Source organism: Pseudonocardia sp. CA-107938, assembly GCF_050936315.1.
In the GTDB taxonomy this organism is placed as follows: Bacteria; Actinomycetota; Actinomycetes; order Mycobacteriales; family Pseudonocardiaceae; genus Pseudonocardia.
Map to the genome: position 1 here is coordinate 3,991,044 of NZ_JBNJNA010000001.1, position 16,221 is coordinate 4,007,264.

The 16,221-nt window shown below is 74.2% G+C and carries 16 protein-coding genes and 1 pseudogene; 11 read left to right on the forward strand and 6 right to left on the reverse strand.

Annotated features, from left to right (window positions below; all coding sequences use genetic code 11):
* The first annotated feature begins 183 nt into the window (after positions 1–183).
* Entirely contained in the window at positions 184–1,848 is a 1,665-nt protein-coding gene (locus tag ACQEVB_RS19855; RefSeq protein ID WP_432973482.1) for an FHA domain-containing protein, read from the forward strand.
* Positions 1,849–1,991: 143 nt separating this feature from the next.
* On the opposite strand, the gene ACQEVB_RS19860 is transcribed toward ACQEVB_RS19855, so the two are convergent.
* Positions 1,992–2,402: a secondary thiamine-phosphate synthase enzyme YjbQ gene (locus ACQEVB_RS19860; RefSeq protein WP_432973484.1), complete on the reverse strand. Its 411-nt coding sequence runs from the start codon at positions 2,400–2,402 to the stop codon at positions 1,992–1,994.
* Positions 2,403–2,421: 19 nt separating this feature from the next.
* On the opposite strand from ACQEVB_RS19860, the gene ACQEVB_RS19865 reads away from it, so the two are divergent.
* A complete protein-coding gene (locus tag ACQEVB_RS19865) occupies positions 2,422–3,447 on the forward strand; it encodes an aminotransferase class V-fold PLP-dependent enzyme (protein ID WP_432980447.1) in 1,026 nt (341 codons plus the stop codon).
* A 16-nt stretch (positions 3,448–3,463) separates the two neighbouring features.
* Here the strand turns inward: ACQEVB_RS19865 and ACQEVB_RS19870 are convergent, their stop codons facing one another.
* Entirely contained in the window at positions 3,464–3,979 is a 516-nt protein-coding gene (locus ACQEVB_RS19870; RefSeq protein ID WP_432973486.1) for a ferritin-like domain-containing protein, read from the reverse strand.
* A 15-nt stretch (positions 3,980–3,994) separates the two neighbouring features.
* Positions 3,995–4,531: a hypothetical protein gene (locus tag ACQEVB_RS19875; RefSeq protein ID WP_432973488.1), complete on the reverse strand. Its 537-nt coding sequence runs from the start codon at positions 4,529–4,531 to the stop codon at positions 3,995–3,997.
* A gap of 240 nt (positions 4,532–4,771) precedes the next feature.
* Here ACQEVB_RS19875 and rimP point away from each other — a divergent pair, with 240 nt between their 5' ends.
* The 6 genes from rimP to rbfA all read left to right on the forward strand — a co-directional run bounded on the left by rimP (position 4,772) and on the right by rbfA (position 10,754).
* Positions 4,772–5,317, forward strand: coding sequence for a ribosome maturation factor RimP (gene rimP, locus ACQEVB_RS19880; protein WP_432973490.1), 546 nt, complete (start codon positions 4,772–4,774; stop codon positions 5,315–5,317).
* Complete coding sequence (nusA, locus tag ACQEVB_RS19885; RefSeq protein ID WP_432973492.1) at positions 5,314–6,345, forward strand: transcription termination factor NusA; 1,032 nt, start codon at positions 5,314–5,316, stop codon at positions 6,343–6,345. Before rimP ends, nusA begins: the two co-directional genes overlap by 4 nt.
* 180 nt (positions 6,346–6,525) lie before the next feature.
* Complete coding sequence (locus ACQEVB_RS19890; protein WP_432973494.1) at positions 6,526–6,822, forward strand: YlxR family protein; 297 nt, start codon at positions 6,526–6,528, stop codon at positions 6,820–6,822.
* A 93-nt stretch (positions 6,823–6,915) separates the two neighbouring features.
* The gene (gene infB / locus ACQEVB_RS19895) at positions 6,916–9,894 is read left to right on the forward strand and encodes a translation initiation factor IF-2 (protein ID WP_432973496.1); all 2,979 of its coding nucleotides are present in this window, start codon (positions 6,916–6,918) and stop codon (positions 9,892–9,894) included.
* Between the two features lie 67 nt (positions 9,895–9,961).
* Positions 9,962–10,258: a DUF503 domain-containing protein gene (locus tag ACQEVB_RS19900; RefSeq protein WP_432973498.1), complete on the forward strand. Its 297-nt coding sequence runs from the start codon at positions 9,962–9,964 to the stop codon at positions 10,256–10,258.
* A gap of 25 nt (positions 10,259–10,283) precedes the next feature.
* Positions 10,284–10,754, forward strand: coding sequence for a 30S ribosome-binding factor RbfA (gene rbfA / locus ACQEVB_RS19905; RefSeq protein ID WP_432973500.1), 471 nt, complete (start codon positions 10,284–10,286; stop codon positions 10,752–10,754).
* Positions 10,755–10,829: 75 nt separating this feature from the next.
* Here rbfA and ACQEVB_RS19910 read toward each other — a convergent pair whose 3' ends face one another.
* Together ACQEVB_RS19910 and ACQEVB_RS19915 are read right to left on the reverse strand one after the other, a co-directional pair.
* A complete protein-coding gene (locus ACQEVB_RS19910) occupies positions 10,830–11,165 on the reverse strand; it encodes a DUF397 domain-containing protein (protein WP_432973502.1) in 336 nt (111 codons plus the stop codon).
* Positions 11,166–11,180: 15 nt separating this feature from the next.
* Positions 11,181–12,026: a helix-turn-helix domain-containing protein gene (locus ACQEVB_RS19915; RefSeq protein ID WP_432973504.1), complete on the reverse strand. Its 846-nt coding sequence runs from the start codon at positions 12,024–12,026 to the stop codon at positions 11,181–11,183.
* A 223-nt stretch (positions 12,027–12,249) separates the two neighbouring features.
* Here ACQEVB_RS19915 and ACQEVB_RS19920 point away from each other — a divergent pair, with 223 nt between their 5' ends.
* The 3 genes and pseudogenes from ACQEVB_RS19920 (at position 12,250) to ACQEVB_RS19930 (ending at position 14,530) form a co-directional block, all read left to right on the forward strand.
* On the forward strand, positions 12,250–12,462 hold the full coding sequence (locus tag ACQEVB_RS19920) for a hypothetical protein (protein WP_432973506.1): 213 nt from the start codon (positions 12,250–12,252) through the stop codon (positions 12,460–12,462).
* 119 nt (positions 12,463–12,581) lie between these two features.
* A pseudogene (locus ACQEVB_RS19925) lies at positions 12,582–13,028 on the forward strand (class I SAM-dependent methyltransferase); the annotation flags it as partial.
* Between the two features lie 179 nt (positions 13,029–13,207).
* A complete protein-coding gene (locus ACQEVB_RS19930) occupies positions 13,208–14,530 on the forward strand; it encodes an MATE family efflux transporter (protein WP_432973508.1) in 1,323 nt (440 codons plus the stop codon).
* Between the two features lie 19 nt (positions 14,531–14,549).
* Here ACQEVB_RS19930 and ACQEVB_RS19935 read toward each other — a convergent pair whose 3' ends face one another.
* A complete protein-coding gene (locus ACQEVB_RS19935) occupies positions 14,550–16,202 on the reverse strand; it encodes an ABC-F family ATP-binding cassette domain-containing protein (protein WP_432973510.1) in 1,653 nt (550 codons plus the stop codon).
* Positions 16,203–16,221 lie beyond the last annotated feature (19 nt).

The following is a 16,221-nucleotide window of genomic DNA, read 5'->3' on the forward strand; positions in this document are numbered from 1 at the left end:
GAGGATCGGGCGTCCACCCCTCGCGGGCATGCCCGAACGCGCTGCGTGGGCACGCGTGCACACCCCGTACTCGCCGAGGTTCACCCAGGTCCACGGGCTGTGGCGGGCGTCCTTGCCGTCTCCGGCCGCCCCGGGGATAGTCGGGTCGCTCAGGCCTGATCGGGCCCGGGGGAGGGTGGTCTGATGGAGTTCGACGCGGCCCGCGTGGCGGTGCTGTCCGGCGATCCCGGAGAGGTGGTCGCGCGGTTCCCCGGCGTGGTGTGCGTGGCCCGCTGCCCCGAGCCGGAGCTGCTGCGCCGGCTCCTGCGCCTGTGCTCCGATGCCGCCGGCCCCGACCCGGGCCGGGCACTGGCGCGGTCGCTCGCCCGCTGGCTGTCGGGCGAGGACGACCTGCCCGACCGCATCGTGTTCGGCACCATCGCCCCCGCCGGCGAGCAGCTCGCGGTGTTCCTCTCCGGCGCGGCCGCGGCCGAGGTCGGCGACACCGTGCTGTCCGGCACCGACGCGGCGGCGTGGACCGACCGGCTGGTCACCGCGCCCGACGGGCCGATCCGGTTGGCGCTGCACGGCACCCTCGGCCACGCCGGATCGGTGTCCGACGTGCTGGACCTGCGGGCGGGGGTCGTGCCCGGCGGCGGTGCCGTCCTGCAGTCCGTCGGCCCGCTCGGCGGTCGCTCCATCCCGTCCCGGTCGCTCCCGCACGAGGTGCGCCGCCCGGTGTCGCCGCTGGACCGCTCCCCGTTGGCGCCCGACCCGCTGCCGCGCGCGCACGGCAACGGGGTCGCCCCGGCGCTGGACGTCCGCATGCCGGTCTCCCCGGAACCGTCGCGGTCGCCCCTGTCCACCCTCACCCCGCCGACCCCGCCCGCGCCGGTGCTCCGGTCGGTCCCGGCGCCGCCGGCGCCGCAGCCCGAGCACACGGTCGCGGAGGAGCGGGCCGACGAGCCCGGCGCCGACGAGGAGTTCTCGCCCGGCGAGTGGTTCGGCGCCACGGGAACCGAGGCACCCGAGCCGGCCGTGGCCCCCGATCAGCGGTCGCCCTGGGTCGCGCCGCCGCCTCCGGCCCCTCCGGCCCCCGCGTCGGGGCAGCCGGGCCGGCACGCCGTCCACTCCCGGTCCGGGCCGGTGGAGGGCGTGAACGGTGCTGTCGCGGCGAGCGCCGAGGAGCCGGCCACACCGCGCGCCGGGAGCGAGGTCATGGTCGCCACGCCGCCGGAGGTGGCGCCGGAGCAGGTCACGCAGGCCGCCCCCGTCCCGACCGCCGTTCCCGAGCGGGAGCCGGCCGGCCCGGTGCCGGCACCGCGGTCGGCCCCGGCGGAGCCGGTGACGGCCCGCAACGGCCACCAGAGCGCCGAGGCGCTCACCCACGCGGATCCGCCGGAGGTGCAGGGCCACCTGTGCCCGCGCGGCCACCTCAACGATCCGCGGTCGCAGTTCTGCAACCAGTGCGGGGCACGCATCAACGAGCAGGGCGCCCTGGTCTCCGGCCCGCGCCCGACGCTCGGGGTGCTCGTGTTCGACGACGGTGCCTCCTACACCGTCGACGCCGAGTACCTGGTCGGCCGGATGCCCGAGTCGGACCAGCGCGTCTCCGCCGGTGAGCTGCGCTCCATCGTCGTGGAGGACCGGTCGGGCGCCGTGTCACGGGTGCACGCCGAGATCCGCATCGACGGCTGGGACGTGCTGCTCGCCGACACCGGGTCGCGCAACGGCACGTTCGTCGCCGGACCCACCCAGCAGGGCTGGTCGCCGCTGCAGCCGGGGCGCTCGCGCCGTCTCGTCCCGGGCACGCGGGTGCGCATGGGCGGTCGGACGTTCGTGTTCGAGTCGCCGGGCGGGGCGCAGTAGCGGGCGCGGTCGGATCCCGGCGACGGTGGTGGCGTTGATCAAGGGCAAAACGTCGTTCTTCCGTCGCGGGGAACGACATTCTGCCCTTGATCACGGCGCTGGGGCGCCCGCTGACGGGACTGCCGTCCGGCCGTCCGGCACGCTCAGCCCGACAGGAACGACAGCCTGACCTTCCGCACCGGGTTGTCGCCGTTCGTGTCGACCAGGCAGATCGACTGCCAGGTGCCGAGCGCCGGGCGGCCGCGCAGCACCGGCACGGTCGCGGACGGGGCGATGAAGGCGGGCAGCACGTGGTCGCGGCCGTGCCCGGGACTGCCGTGCCGGTGCTGCCAGCGGTCGTCGGCAGGCAGGACGGTGCGCAGCGCGGCCAGCAGGTCCGTCTCGCTGCCGGCCCCCGTCTCGATGATCGCGACCCCCGCGGTGGCGTGCGGCACCCACACGTTGAGCAACCCGTCCCCGGCCCGGATGGAGCGCAGGAACCGCTCGACCTCGGCGTCGAGATCGACGACGGTCTCGTGGGTGCCGGTGCGAACCTCGATGACGATCGACTCCATGCCGACCATGATGGAGGACGTGCGGAAGGCCTTCGGCGAGCAGTTCGACGTCCCTGACGGATACCTCAACACGGCGAGCATCGGCATCCCGCCCGCGGTGGTCGCGGACGCGGTCGCCGCAGCGGTCGAGGACTGGCGACGGGGCGTCGCGTCGCCGCCGGACTACGACCCGGCGATCGCCACCGCGCGCGCCGCGTTCGCCGAGCTCGTCGGCGTGCCGCACCACCGCGTCGCGATCGGGAGCGCCGTGTCACCGCTCGTCGCGCAGATTGCGGCGAGCCTGCCCGACGGCGCCCGGGTCGTGGTGCGGGCCGGCGACTTCACCAGCGTCACCTTCCCGTTCGCAGCGCAGGCCGGACGCGGCGTCGTCGTGGACGAGGTGCCCGACGCGGAGCTGGCCGAGCGGGCGGCCGACGCCGACCTCGTCGCGGTGAGCGTCGTCCAGTCGGCCGACGGTGCGCTCGCCGACCTCGCTGCGCTGCGCGAGGTTCAGGCCGCCGGCACGACGGTCGTCCTGGACGTCTCGCAGGCGCTCGGCTGGCTGGACGCGGACGTGAGCTGGGCCGACGTGGTGGTCGGCGCGTCCTACAAGTGGCTGCTCGCGCCGCGCGGGGCCGCGTGGCTGGCGGTCAGCGACGCGGTGCGGGAACGGGTGGTGCCGCACCAGGCCGGCTGGTTCGCCGGCGACGACCCGTGGGACACCGTGTACGGGCTGCCGCTGCGCCTCGCACCCGACGCGCGGGCGCTCGACATCTCGCCCGTGTGGTTCGCCCACGTCGGTGCGGCGGTGGCGCTGCCGTGGCTGGCGACGCTGGACCGGGCCGCGGTGCACGCCCACTGCGTCGGCCTGGCCGACGCGCTGCGCGCCGAGCTGGGCCTGCCACCGGCCGGGTCGGCGATCGTCTCGGTGGCGGGCGCCGAGGTGGGCGAGCGGCTGGCGGCGGCCGGGGTGCGTTCCAGCGTGCGGGCCGGCGCGGTGCGGCTCGGGTTCCACCTCTACAACGACGAGAACGACCTCGACCGCGTGGTGGCGGCGCTGCGCTGACGATTCTGGGGCTGAGTCAGCGAGCGGTCTCGGGGGCCCCGGGCAGCTGCGGCACCGCCGGGTCGGCACCGACGACGCCGCGCCAGCGCGCGCAGCGCACGGCCGTCGACGTGAGCGCGTCGAGGGCGGCCTTGCGCAGGGTGCGGTCGGCGGTGCGCTCCATCACCGAGCGCCACGCGGCGAGCGCGTCGGTCTCGGCGACGACGAGCAGCTTGGCCGCCGTGGCCGCCGAGGTGACCGGCTCCGGCGTCGCGTAGGCGGGCTGCGCCGACACCGGCTGGGACCCGATGTCGGACAGGGTGCGCGCGATCTGGCTGCGGAGCTCGCGGTGCGCGTCGGCGTCGGTGCGGGCGGCGGCGCGCTGCTCGGGTCCGAGGAACGCGACGGCGAGCGAGTAGCACCAGACGGCGGCGTGCTCGGCGCCGAGCGCGCGCTGCACGGCGGCGACCGCGACCTCGTCGATGTTCGGGGGCCGCGGCGGGCGCGGGGGCTTCGGCGACGGGGTCTGCTGCGCGGGTTCGGGGTGGGTCATGGGAGCCTCCGGCCGCTACAGCAGCGCCGCGTAGGTGGAGCAGCAGGCCGCGACGGAGGCGACCAGGCCGACCTTCTCGGCCGGCAGGACCATGGCCGCGTCCGCTGCGGCGGCGGCCGATGCCGCGATCGCGTCGTGCACCTCGCGCACCCCGGGCGCGTCGCGGCGGGCCGTGCTCGACGGGGTGGCCGACGGCTTGGCCGAGGAGGTGCCCGAGGGGGCCGCGGGTGCGGTCGTGCGGGCGGCCGCGCCCGTGGCCGGCGGCCGGCCCAGGAGCCGGTCCAGCTCGGCGGCGTGCGTGGTGCGCGCGGCGCGCAGCGGTTCGAGGCGCGCCTTCAGCGTCGGGTCGGCCGCGATCGCGGCGGCGGCGAGTGCGGCGTCGGCCCGCGCGGCGTCGGCCAGGCCGGGCAGCGGGTCGGGCGCCTTCGCGGCGTTCTGCCCGAGCGAGCAGCCGCTGACGGCGGTCGGGAGCACGACGACGGCGGGCAGCACCCTGGTGAGCACGTGCCGCCTGGTCAGGCGGCTGCCGAAGGGCCGGTGCAGCGGGTCCACGGGCCTCCTCACCACGTCGGGTCGCCGGTGCGCGGTCGGCGTCGTCGTCGTGGCGCGCGCCGTGCCGCCGACCCGCCATCCTGCCAGGCGGGTACCCGAGCGGGTGCGGCGGTCGACGGTCGCACGGAGCAGCGGGTGCGGCGCGCTACCCTGACGGACCGCACCGCGTCCGCGGTCACTGCCCACCGCCCACCGTCCGCGCCGGATCCTCGGATCGCCGCGTCGCAGGAGGAGTTCGTCATGCCGCCGTCCAAACCCGTACAGCCGGATCCCGGGCCGCTGCCCGGGCAGCTGTACGGCGTGCTGGAACCGATCGTCACCGGCGCCGGTTTCGAGCTCGACGACCTCGACGTGCGAGTGGCGGGGCGGCGGCACACGGTCAAGGTGATCGTCGACTCCGACGGCGGCGTCGGCCTGGACGCGCTCGCCGGGTTGTCGCGGTCGGTGTCGGCGGAGCTGGACCGCCACGAGCACCTGATCAACGGCTCGTACACCCTCGAGGTCACCTCGCCGGGTGCCGAGCGGCCGCTCACCAAGCAGCGGCACTGGCAGCGTGCGCACCTGCGCAAGGTCGCGGTCACCACGACCGACGGCAAGAAGTTCACCGGCCGGGTGGGCACGGCCGGGCCGGAGTCGGTCGTCGTGCTGGTGGACGGCAAGAAGCGGGAGCTGCGCTTCGCCGACGTCCGCCGCGCCGCCGTCGAGGTGGAGTTCAAACCGGCGCCCGAGGCGGAGCTGCGCGCCCTCGGCGCCGCGCGCCCGGCGCAGGCGGAGGAAGGGTCATGAACGTCGACATCGCGGCGCTGCGCGCCATCGAGCGGGACAAGGACATCCCGTTCGAGACCGTGATCGAGGCCATCGAGACGGCACTGCTCACCGCCTACAAGCACACCGACGGCCACCAGCCGCACGCGCGGATCGACATCGACCGCAAGACCGGTCTCGTCCGGGTCATGGCCAGGGAGACCCGCGAGGACGGCACCACCGCGGAGTGGGACGACACCCCGGAGGGCTTCGGCCGCATCGCCGCCACGACGGCCCGCCAGGTCATCCTGCAGCGCCTGCGCGACGCCGAGCACGAGCGCACCTACGGCGAGTTCTCCGCCAAGGAGGGCGAGATCGTCGCGGGTGTCGTGCAGCGCGACGCGCGCGCCAACGCCCGCGGCGTGGTGATCGTGCAGCTGTCGCCGCAGACCGAGGGCGTGCTGCCGCAGGCCGAGCAGGTGCCGGGGGAGCGCTACGAGCACGGCGAGCGGATCCGCTGCTACGTCGTCGGTGTTACCCGGGGAATGCGAGGGACGCAGATCACGTTGAGCCGTACGCATCCCAACCTCGTCCGCAAGCTGTTCGCGCTCGAGGTGCCGGAGCTGGTGGACGGCACGGTCGAGATCGTGTCCGTGGCCCGCGAGGCGGGACACCGCTCCAAGATCGCGGTGCGGTCCACGGTGCCCGGGGTGAACCCGAAGGGCGCATGCATCGGTCCGGTGGGCGCTCGTGTCCGGAACGTGATGAGCGAGCTGGCCGGCGAGAAGATCGACATCATCGACTGGTCGGAGGATCCGGCCACCTTCGTCGGCAACGCCCTCTCGCCGTCGAAAGTGGTGTCGGTCACGATCGTCGACGAGAAGATGCGCAGGGCACGGGTCGTGGTGCCCGACTTCCAGCTGTCGCTGGCGATCGGCAAGGAGGGCCAGAACGCCCGCCTCGCCGCGCGGCTGACGGGCTGGGGGATCGACATCCGCAGCGACGCCGATCCGCGCGCCGGGGTCCCCACCGGCGCTGACCCGGCCGGATCCGGGTCCGGCACGAGCTGAGATCGCCGACGGTCCCACGTCGGCGTTCGCGACGTCGTGTGCCGGGAGGACGATCGATGCGGCGGATGCCGGCCGGTGCCGTCGAGGAGGGCCGGGGTGGGTAGGGGCGAGCGCAGGGGCACGGCGCGCAAGGGTGCTGCGCTACACTCAGCACCGGCCCACGAACGGGCGACGGGACCGGTGCGCACCTGCATCGGATGTCGTTCCCGATCCGCGGCCGGCGTTCTCCTGCGTGTCGTCGTGGTGGACGGGGTCCTCACCCCTGACCCGCGCCGGCGGCTCCCTGGACGTGGTGCCTGGTTGCACCCCGCTCCGGAGTGCCTCGCCCGAGCCGATCGCCGTTCAGCGTTCCCGCGCGCCTTGCGCGTGCCGGGGCCGCTCCCGGTCGACGCGGTGCGGATGCATCTGGACGAGCAGTACGGGACCCGGGACCGACCCGGGTCCGACACATCCGAAAGCAAGGTCGACCCGTCATGAGCCAGTCGTGAAGATCGCACCATGAACGTGCTTCGACACCAGGCCTAGAGGTCGAGCGGGTCCCGCCGCCGGCCTCCGAATACAAGGAGTGCAGTGGCAGGCAAGGCCCGCGTGCACGAGCTCGCCAAGGAGCTCGGTATCAGCAGCAAGCAGGTCCTGAGCAAGTTGCAGGACCTCGGGGAGTACGTGAAGTCTCCCTCGTCCACCGTCGAGGCCCCGGTCGCCCGCAAGCTGCGGGAGTCCGTCGCCGGCGGTGGTGACGGCAAGAACCGTCAAGGTGGCGCCCGCCCGCAGCGGTCCGGCGCCCCGACCCCCGGTCAGCCCGGTCCGCGCCCGCAGGCGCCCGGCCCGCGCCCCGGTCCTCGTCCGCAGGCGCCCGGGCAGTCCCGCCCGGTGCCCGGCCCGTCCGCGCCGGCCGCGGCCGCGCCGAGCAGCACGGTCAGCGGCCCGAGCAGCCCGACCGCACCCAGCACGGGTGCGCCGCGCCCCGGCCCCCGGCCGGGTCCGCGCCCGCAGCCCGAGCAGCCCGCGGCGCGTCCGTCGACGCCCCCGCCGGCCCGTCCCGCCCCGCAGCAGCCCGCAGCTGCCGCCGACGCGGGCACGGTCCCGCCGCGTCCGCAGGCGCCCAAGCCCGGCCCGCGTGCCCCGCGGGTGGGCAACAACCCGTTCGGTGTCGGTTCCGGCGCTCCGCCGCGCCCGACCCCGCCGCCGCGTCCCGGCCCGCCCGCACAGGGTGGCGGCCAGGCACCGGCGCAGGGTGCGCCCGGCCAGGGTGGTCCGCGTCCGGGCCCGCGGCCCGGTGGCCCGCGTCCGGGCGGCGCGCCCGGTCAGGGCGGCCCGCGGCCCAACCCGGGCAACATGCCGCCTCGGCCCAACCCGGGCATGATGCCGGCCCGCCCGGCCGGTCCCGGTCGTGGTGGACCCGGCGGTCCTGGTGGCCGTGGCGGCCCCGGTGGTCGTCCGGGTGGTCCCGGCGGCGGTGGTCGTCCCGGCGGCGGTGGCGGTGGTTTCCGTCCCGGCGGCGGTGGCGGCGGTTTCCGTCCCGGTGGCGGTGCCGGTGGTCCCGGTGGTGGCGCCCCGGCCGGTGGCGGCTTCCGTCCCGGTGGCGGTGGTGGTCGTCCCGGTGGCGGCGGTGGTCGTGGTCGCGGCGGTGCCGCGGGTGCCTTCGGGCGTCCCGGTGGTCCGGCGCGCCGTGGTCGCAAGTCGAAGCGCCAGAAGCGCCAGGAGTACGACGCCATGCAGGCCCCTTCGGTCGGCGGCGTGCGCCTGCCGAAGGGTTCGGGCGAGACGATCCGGCTGCCGCGCGGTGCCTCGCTCACCGACTTCGCCGACAAGATCAACGCCAACCCGGCCTCGCTGGTGCAGGTGCTGTTCCACCTCGGTGAGATGGTCACCTCCACGCAGTCGGTGTCCGACGAGATCCTCGAGCTGCTCGGCTCGGAGATGAACTACGTCGTCCAGGTCGTGTCCCCCGAGGAGGAGGACCGCGAGCTGCTCGACTCGTTCGACATCTCGTTCGGCGAGAACGAGGGCGACGACGACGACCTCGAGTTCCGGCCGCCGGTCGTCACGATCATGGGTCACGTCGACCACGGAAAGACGCGGCTCCTCGACACGATCCGCAAGGCCAACGTCCGCGAGAGCGAGGCCGGCGGCATCACCCAGGCCATCGGCGCCTACCAGATCGAGACCGATCTCGACGGCGTCGTCCGGCCGATCACCTTCATCGACACCCCTGGTCACGAGGCGTTCACCGCCATGCGTGCCCGTGGTGCGAAGTCCACCGACATCGCGGTGATCGTGGTCGCCGCCGACGACGGTGTGATGCCGCAGACGGTGGAGGCGATCAACCACGCCCAGGCGGCCGACGTGCCGATCGTGGTCGCGGTCAACAAGATCGACGTCGAGGGCGCCAACCCGGCGAAGATCCGCCAGCAGCTCACCGAGTACGGGCTGGTCGCCGAGGAGTACGGCGGCGACACGATGTTCGTCGACATCTCGGCGAAGCAGGGCACCAACATCGAGCAGCTGCTCGAGGCGATCCTGCTCACCGCGGACGCCGCGCTCGACCTGCGGGCCAACCCGAACATGGACGCCCAGGGCGTCGCGATCGAGGCGCACCTCGACCGCGGTCGCGGTCCGGTGGCCACGGTCCTGGTGCAGCGCGGCACGCTGCGCGTCGGCGACTCGATCGTCGCGGGCGACGCCTCCGGGCGCGTCCGGCGGATGCTCGACGAGCACGGCGGCGACATCATCGAGGCCTACCCGTCGCGTCCCGTCCAGGTCATCGGGTTCACCTCGGTGCCCGGCGCCGGCGACACGTTCCTCGTCGTCGACGAGGACCGGGTGGCCCGCCAGATCGCCGACCGGCGGCGCGCCCGCGAGCGCAACGCCGAGCTGGCGAGCCGGCGCAAGCGCGTCAGCCTCGAGGACCTCGATGCGGCGCTGAAGGAGACCAACCAGCTCAACCTGATCATCAAGGGCGACAACTCGGGTTCCGTCGAGGCTCTCGAGGACGCGCTCATGAAGATCGACGTCGGCGACGACGTGGAGCTGCGGGTCATCCACCGCGGTGTCGGTGGCATCACCGAGGGCGACGTCAACCTGGCCACCGCGTCCGACGCGATCGTCATGGGCTTCAACGTCCGCGCCGAGGGCAAGGCCACCGAGAACGCCAACCGCGAGGGCGTCGAGATCCGGTACTACACCGTGATCTACAACGCCATCGACGAGATCGAGCAGGCCCTCAAGGGCATGCTCAAGCCGGAGTTCGAGGAGGTCGAGCTCGGCCGCGCCGAGATCCGCGCGATCTTCCGCTCGTCGCGGTTCGGCACGATCGCCGGTTGCCTCGTCATGGGTGGGATCATCCGCCGCAACGCCAAGGCCCGTCTGCTGCGCGACAACAAGGTGGTGGCGGAGAACCTCACCATCGCCTCGTTGCGGCGCGAGAAGGACGACGCCGTGGAGGTCCGCGAAGGCTTCGAGTGCGGCCTCACGCTGGGCAACTACTCCGACATCAAGGAGGGCGACGTGGTGGAGACCTACGAGATGAAGGAGAAGCCGCGCGCCTGACCCGCGTCGGCGCCCGGGGCAGGTTCGCTGCCCCGGGCGCTGCGGGCACCTGGCGGGCGATCGCCTCATGTTCGTCGGAGCGCTGGAGCTGGACGTGCTGCTCGGCGACGTCGCGTCGCTGAAGCAGAAGCGCTCGGTCGTGCGACCGGTCGTGGCCGAGCTGCGTCGCCGGTTCGAGGTCGCGGTGGCCGAGGCCGGCCATCTCGACCTGCACCGCAGGGCGCTGATCGGCGTCAGCTGCGTGGCGGCCGACGCCGGGCACGTCGGCGACGTGCTCGACCGGTGCGAGCGGCTCGTCGCCGCGCGCCCGGAGCTGGAACTCCTCTCGGCCCGGCGGCGCATGCTGGGGCCGGAGGACGAGTAACCACCTTTCTGCACAGGAGCACGTCATGGCCGATCAGGCCCGCGCCCGCAAGCTGGCGAAGCGGATCTCGCAGATCGTCGCGGGGGCACTGGAACACGAGGTCAAGGACCCGCGGCTGTCGATGGTCACCATCACCGACACCCGCGTCACCGGGGACCTCCGCGAGGCCACCGTCTACTACACGGTGCTCGGCGAGCGGGTCGACGCCGAACCGGACACCGCCGGCGCCGCCGCCGCGCTGGCCAGCGCGACCGGGGTCCTGCGGTCGATGGTCGGGGCCGGCACCGGGGTGCGCTACACCCCGTCGCTGACGTTCGTGCCCGACCAGGTGCCCGACACCGCGCGGCACATGGAGGACCTCCTGGCCCGCACCCGCGAGGCCGACGCCGAACTGGCCCGCCTCGCCGCCAACGCCACCCCGGCCGGTGACCCCGACCCGTACAAGAAGCCGCGCGAGGTCGAGGACGACGAGGCCGAGGCCGACGGAACGGCCTGACGTCACACATGGCTGGGCCCGTTCACACATGTCAGAACGTGTGTGAAGGGGCCCAGCGCTGTGTGACGTGGCTGGTCAGGCCGGGACCAGCGCGGCGAACTCACCGTCGCGGACGCCCGCGCGGAACGCGGCCCACTCCGACGGGGTGAACCGCAGCGTCACACCGTCGGGGGCGTGCAGCGCCACCCCGGACTCCGACGGCTCGGCCGTCGCCGCCCCGTTCGCGCTGGGCGCGTCGGCGGCCACCTCGGCGAGGAACGCGGACCACTGGGCGGGGGAGAAGGCGATCACAGGACCGGAGCCGTGGTCCTTCGTGTCGCGCAGCAGCACCCCCGACGTGGCGGGAGCGACCTCGACGCAGCTCGACCCGTTGCTGCTGTAGCTGGAGGTCCGCCAGGCCAGGTGCTCCATCGCCGTGCTCCCGTGTCAGTCCATCGCCGCGCGGCGGGCTGAGATCACCTCCCGCGACGAGTGACGGTCGAGGGCGGCGGCGCGCAGCTGCTCGCGCCGGTAGATGTAGCCCGCGACCTGATGGTAGTCGCCCACGTAGACGGCGCCGTCGGCATACTCGACGTAGCCGATCGATTGAGCGTCTGCGAAGTCGAACAAGATCAGCTTCCCCGCGATCCCGTCGTGCACGGGCACAGCGTCCGGCATCACCTGCAACGTCACATTCGGCCGCTCTGCCATCTCCAGGAGATGGTCGAGCTGCGCCCGCATGCAGTCCGACCCGCCGATCTGCCGATCCAGCGCATGTTCCTCGATCACGACCGAGACGCTGAGCGGCTCGGCGTCGTCGAACAGGCGCTCCTGCCGAACGGTACGGACCTCGACGATGCGATCGCGGTGCAGTGGCGGAACCTGGCCGACCCCGGTCAGCGCCGCTGCGTAGTCAGGCGTCTGCAGCAGTCCCGGCACGATCAAGGGCTCGTACTCGAACTCGGCGGCGGCGAAGCCCTCCAGGCCGATGAACAACCGGTGCCACTGCGGGATGACTGGCTCCCACGGAGCCCACCAGACTCGCCGAGTGGGCGGAATCAACATCCCGGCCAGCCGCTCGCCGTCCTCTGCGCGGCCGTAGAACTCCATGAGTTTGCGCACGTCGTCGGCACGTTGCACCGAGCGTCCGGTCTCCATGTAGTTCATGCGCGAGGTGCTGGACCCGATGCGCGCGGCGGCCTCGGCCTGGGTCTCGCCGACCCGCGTGCGGGCCTGGCGCAGCTCGTTGCCGACGAGCCAGGCGATGGCGAACGGGTCCTTCCGCGCGGCCACGGCACCTCCTTCGCGATGGTTGGCGCACCGTATCGGCCCGCTGACCCCTCGTGCAAACGCGGGACTTGTGCTGTGGATATCCACACGACATACTTCATCGCATGCTTGCGGTGCGCCTGGTGCGCCTGTTCGGACTCGGGTTCACCGGCCCTCGTGGACGCCATCGACGGGCCACCGGGCGGGGTGGGCCTGGTTGGTGGACCGTCCCGGCCGGGTCCGCCCGATGAGCGAGCTGGCCGAAGCGCTGGCCGCGCAGCCGGAGGTCGTCGCGCGGCTGCTCGCCGACCACGTCCCGGATGAGAAGGGCCGCTGCCGGGGCTGCACCCGTCCGGGCACCGGGACGCCGATGGGGTGGTGGCCGTGCACGCTCAGTGTCGCCGCCGATGCCGCGACGATCCTGCTCCGCCGCAGCGAGGAGGCCACGGACGGCGGGTGATGTCGATCAAGGGCAAAACGTCGTCATTTGTGATCGACAAGCGACCTTCTGCCCTTGATCGACGCAACGGCCCGGACCACCTGGGTACCGGCGCCGGGTCGCGCGGATACGGTGATCCCATGACACGGACCGGGGGGCACCCAGCGGCGACCGATCACCGAGCGGCGCGGCGCGCGTTCCTCCGGGCGGCGCTGCGGGCGCCCGGCACCGTCGGTGCGGTGGCCCCGAGCTCGCCGCAGCTGGCGGCGGTGCTGTCGTCGATCGTGCCGCGCACGGGCACGCCGACGGTGGTGGAGCTGGGTCCGGGCACCGGCGCCGTCAGTGCGGTGATCGCGCAGCGGCTCCCGGCCGGCTCCCGGCACCTGGCCGTGGAGCTGGACGGCGACATGGTGGGCTACCTGCAGCGCACCCGGCCCGACCTGGAGGTCGTGCAGGGCGACGCGCGGAACCTGTCCGCGGTGCTGGCCGCGCGCGGTGTGGAGCACGCCGACGCCGTCATCTGCGGGTTGCCGTGGGCCCTGTTCGACGACGCCACGCAGCAGGCGGTGCTGGGCGAGGTGAGCCGGGCGATCGGCGACACGGGCGCGTTCACCACGTTCGCCTACCTGCACGGGATGACCTTGGCGGCGGCGCGGCAGTTCCGGCGCACCCTGCGCGGCTCGTTCGAGGAGGTGCTGGTGAGTTCGACGGTGTGGCGCAACGTGCCGCCCGCGTTCGTCTACGTGTGTCGCCGCCCGCTGGCGCGATGCCGCACGCACCACCCCGCGGCTCGGCGTCGGACGTCCTGCGGCTCGCCGCTCCGGCGCTGCCGGTGCTGGCCGCCGAACCGCTGTACCTGCTCGTCGACACGGCCGTGGTGGGCCGCCTGGGTGCGGTGCCGCTGGCCGGTCTGGCCGTGGCCGGGGTGCTGTTCGCGCAGGTCACGACGTCGTTGACGTTCCTGTCGTACGGCACCACGGCCCGGGCGGCGCGGCTGCACGGCGCCGGGCGGCGCGCCGAGGCCGTCGCCGAGGGTGTGCAGGCCACGTGGCTCGCGATCGCAGTGGGGCTGGCGCTGGTGGTGATCGGCCAGCTGGTGGCCGCGCCGGTGACCCAGGCACTCGGCAACGGCGGTGCGATCGCCGACGCCGCCGTGACGTGGTTGCGGGTGGCGCTGCTCGGTGCCCCGCTGGTGCTGGTGACGCTCGCCGGGAACGGGTGGATGCGCGGGGTCCAGGACACCCGGCGGCCGCTGTGGTTCGTGCTGGCCGGGAACGGGGTGTCGGCGCTCGCCTGCCCGGTGTTCGTGCTGGGGTTCGGGTGGGGGCTGGTCGGTTCGGCGTGGGCGAACGTGCTCGGGCAGACGCTCGCCGCGCTGCTGTTCGCCGGTGCGCTCGTGGCCGAGCGGGCGCGGGACCGGGTCGGGCTGCGTCCGCGGCCGCGGGTGATCGTCGCCCAGCTGGCGCTGGGTCGCGATCTCATCGCCCGCAGCCTCGCGTTCCAGGCCTGCTTCCTGTCCGCGGCGGCCGTCGCGACGCGGTTCGGCGCGCAGACCGCGGCGGCGCACCAGATCGTGCTGCAGGTGTGGGTGTTCGTCTCGCTGATCCACGACGCGTTGGCGATCGCCGCGCAGCAGCTCGTCGGGGCGGCGCTGGGCGCCGGTGACGGCGACCGCGCCCGCGAGCTGGCCCGCCGGATCCTGCGCTACGGGGTCGTGATGGGCCTGGTCTTCGCGGTGGTGTTCGCGGCGCTCGTCGGCGTCGCGCCGCCGCTCTTCACCCCGGACGTCGCGGTGCTCGCGGTGGTGCCGGTCGCGTGGTGGTTCCTCGTCGGTTTGCAGCCGGTGGCCGGCGCCGTCTTCGCGCTGGACGGGGTGCTGCTCGGCGCCGGCGACGCCGCCTACCTGCGCACGAGCACGCTCGCGGCGGCACTCGTCGGGTTCCTGCCGCTGATCTGGGCGTCCCTCGCGTTCGGCTGGGGCCTGGCCGGCATCTGGTCCGGCCTGGCCCTCTTCATGCTGGTGCGCCTGGCAGCGGTGCTGAGCCGCGCACGCGGCGGAGCCTGGGCGGTCCCCGGGGCGGTGCGGTAACCCCGCGGCGTCGACCGGGTCAGACCCGGGCCACGTCCCACACCGGGGCCGGGGTCTCCTGCACCTCGCCGTCGCCGCCGAACAACAGGAAGCGGTCGAAGCCGCGGGTGAACCAGCGGTCGTGCGTGACCGCGAGGACCGTGCCCTCGAACGCGTCCAGCGCCTCCTCCAGAGCCTCGGCGCTCGCGAGGTCGAGGTTGTCGGTGGGCTCGTCGAGCAGCAGCAGGGTGGCCCCGGACAGCTCCAGCAGCAGCACCTGCAGCCGCGCCTGCTGCCCGCCGGACAGCGACTCGAACCGCTGCTCGGCCTGCCCGGCCAGCTCGTAGCGGGCCAGCGACTTCATGGCGTTCTCGCGGGTGCGGCCGGGCCGGTCCGCGTCGCCCTCGACGAGCACCTGCAGCGGGGTGCGGCCGGTGAGCTCCGGGTGGTCGTGGGTCTGCGAGAAGTGCCCCGGTCGTACCCGTGCGCCGAGCCGGGCCACCCCGGAGTGCGCGACGGGGGCCAGCGCCGCACCGCTCGCCGGCACCGCGCCCGGCTCGGGATCGGAGCCGCCGCGGGCGAGCAGGCGCAGGAAGTGCGACTTGCCGGTGCCGTTGGCGCCCAGCACCGCGACCCGGTCGCCGAACCACACCTCCAGATCGAACGGGAAGGTGAGGTCCTCCAGTTCGAGCTGCTCGCAGACCACGGCGCGCTTGCCGGTCCGCGAGCCACCCAGGTTCATGCGGATCGACTGCTCGCGCGCCTTCTCCTGCGGCGGCCCGGCCTCCAGGAACTTCGCCAGCCGCGTTCGCGCGGCCTGCAGCCGCGACGCCATCCCGTCGTTGTGGCTGGCCTTGACCTTGTACTCCTGCACCAGCCGCTCCAGCTTGGCGCGCTCCTCGTCCCAGCGGCGGCGCAGCTCGTCGAGCCGCTCGTGCCGGGCGACGCGCGCCGCGTGCCACGAGGAGAACCCGCCGGGGTGCACCCACGCCGACCCGCCCTCGACAGTGACGACGCGCTCGGCCGTGTTGGCCAGCAGCTCCCGGTCGTGGCTGACGTAGAGGACGGTCTTCGGCGTCTCCCGCAGCCGTGCCTCCAGCCAGCGCTTGCCGGGCACGTCGAGGTAGTTGTCGGGCTCGTCGAGCAGCAGCACCTCGTCGGGGCCGCGCAGCAGCAGCTCCAGCGCGAACCGCTTCTGCTCGCCGCCGGAGAGCGTGGCCACCCGCCGGTCGCGCACCGCTTCCCACGCCAGGCCGAGCGCCGCGACGGACGCGGTGTCGAACTCGACCTCCGCCGCGTACCCGCCGGCCTCGCCCCACGCGGCCAGCGCGTCGGCGTAGCGCAGTTGGGTGGCCTCGCTCGCGTCCAGTGCCCGTTCGGCGGCACGCAGCCGTGCTCCCGCCGTCGCCACGGCCGGCGGGGCCAGCGACAGGGCGAGGTCGGCGAGCGTGCGCTCGTCCGAGATCGAGCCGATGAACTGACCCATCACGCCGAGCCCGCCGCTGCGCGCGAACGAGCCGGAGTGCGGGGCCAGCTCGCCCGCCACCATGCGCAGCAGCGTCGTCTTCCCGGCGCCGTTCGGCCCGACCAGCGCGACCTTGCGCCCGTCGCCCACCCGGAACGACACGTCGGCGAGCAGCTCGCGGCCGTCCGGCAGCACGTAACCGACGGCCATGGCCTCCACATGTCCCACGAGTGGGAGATGGTGGTGG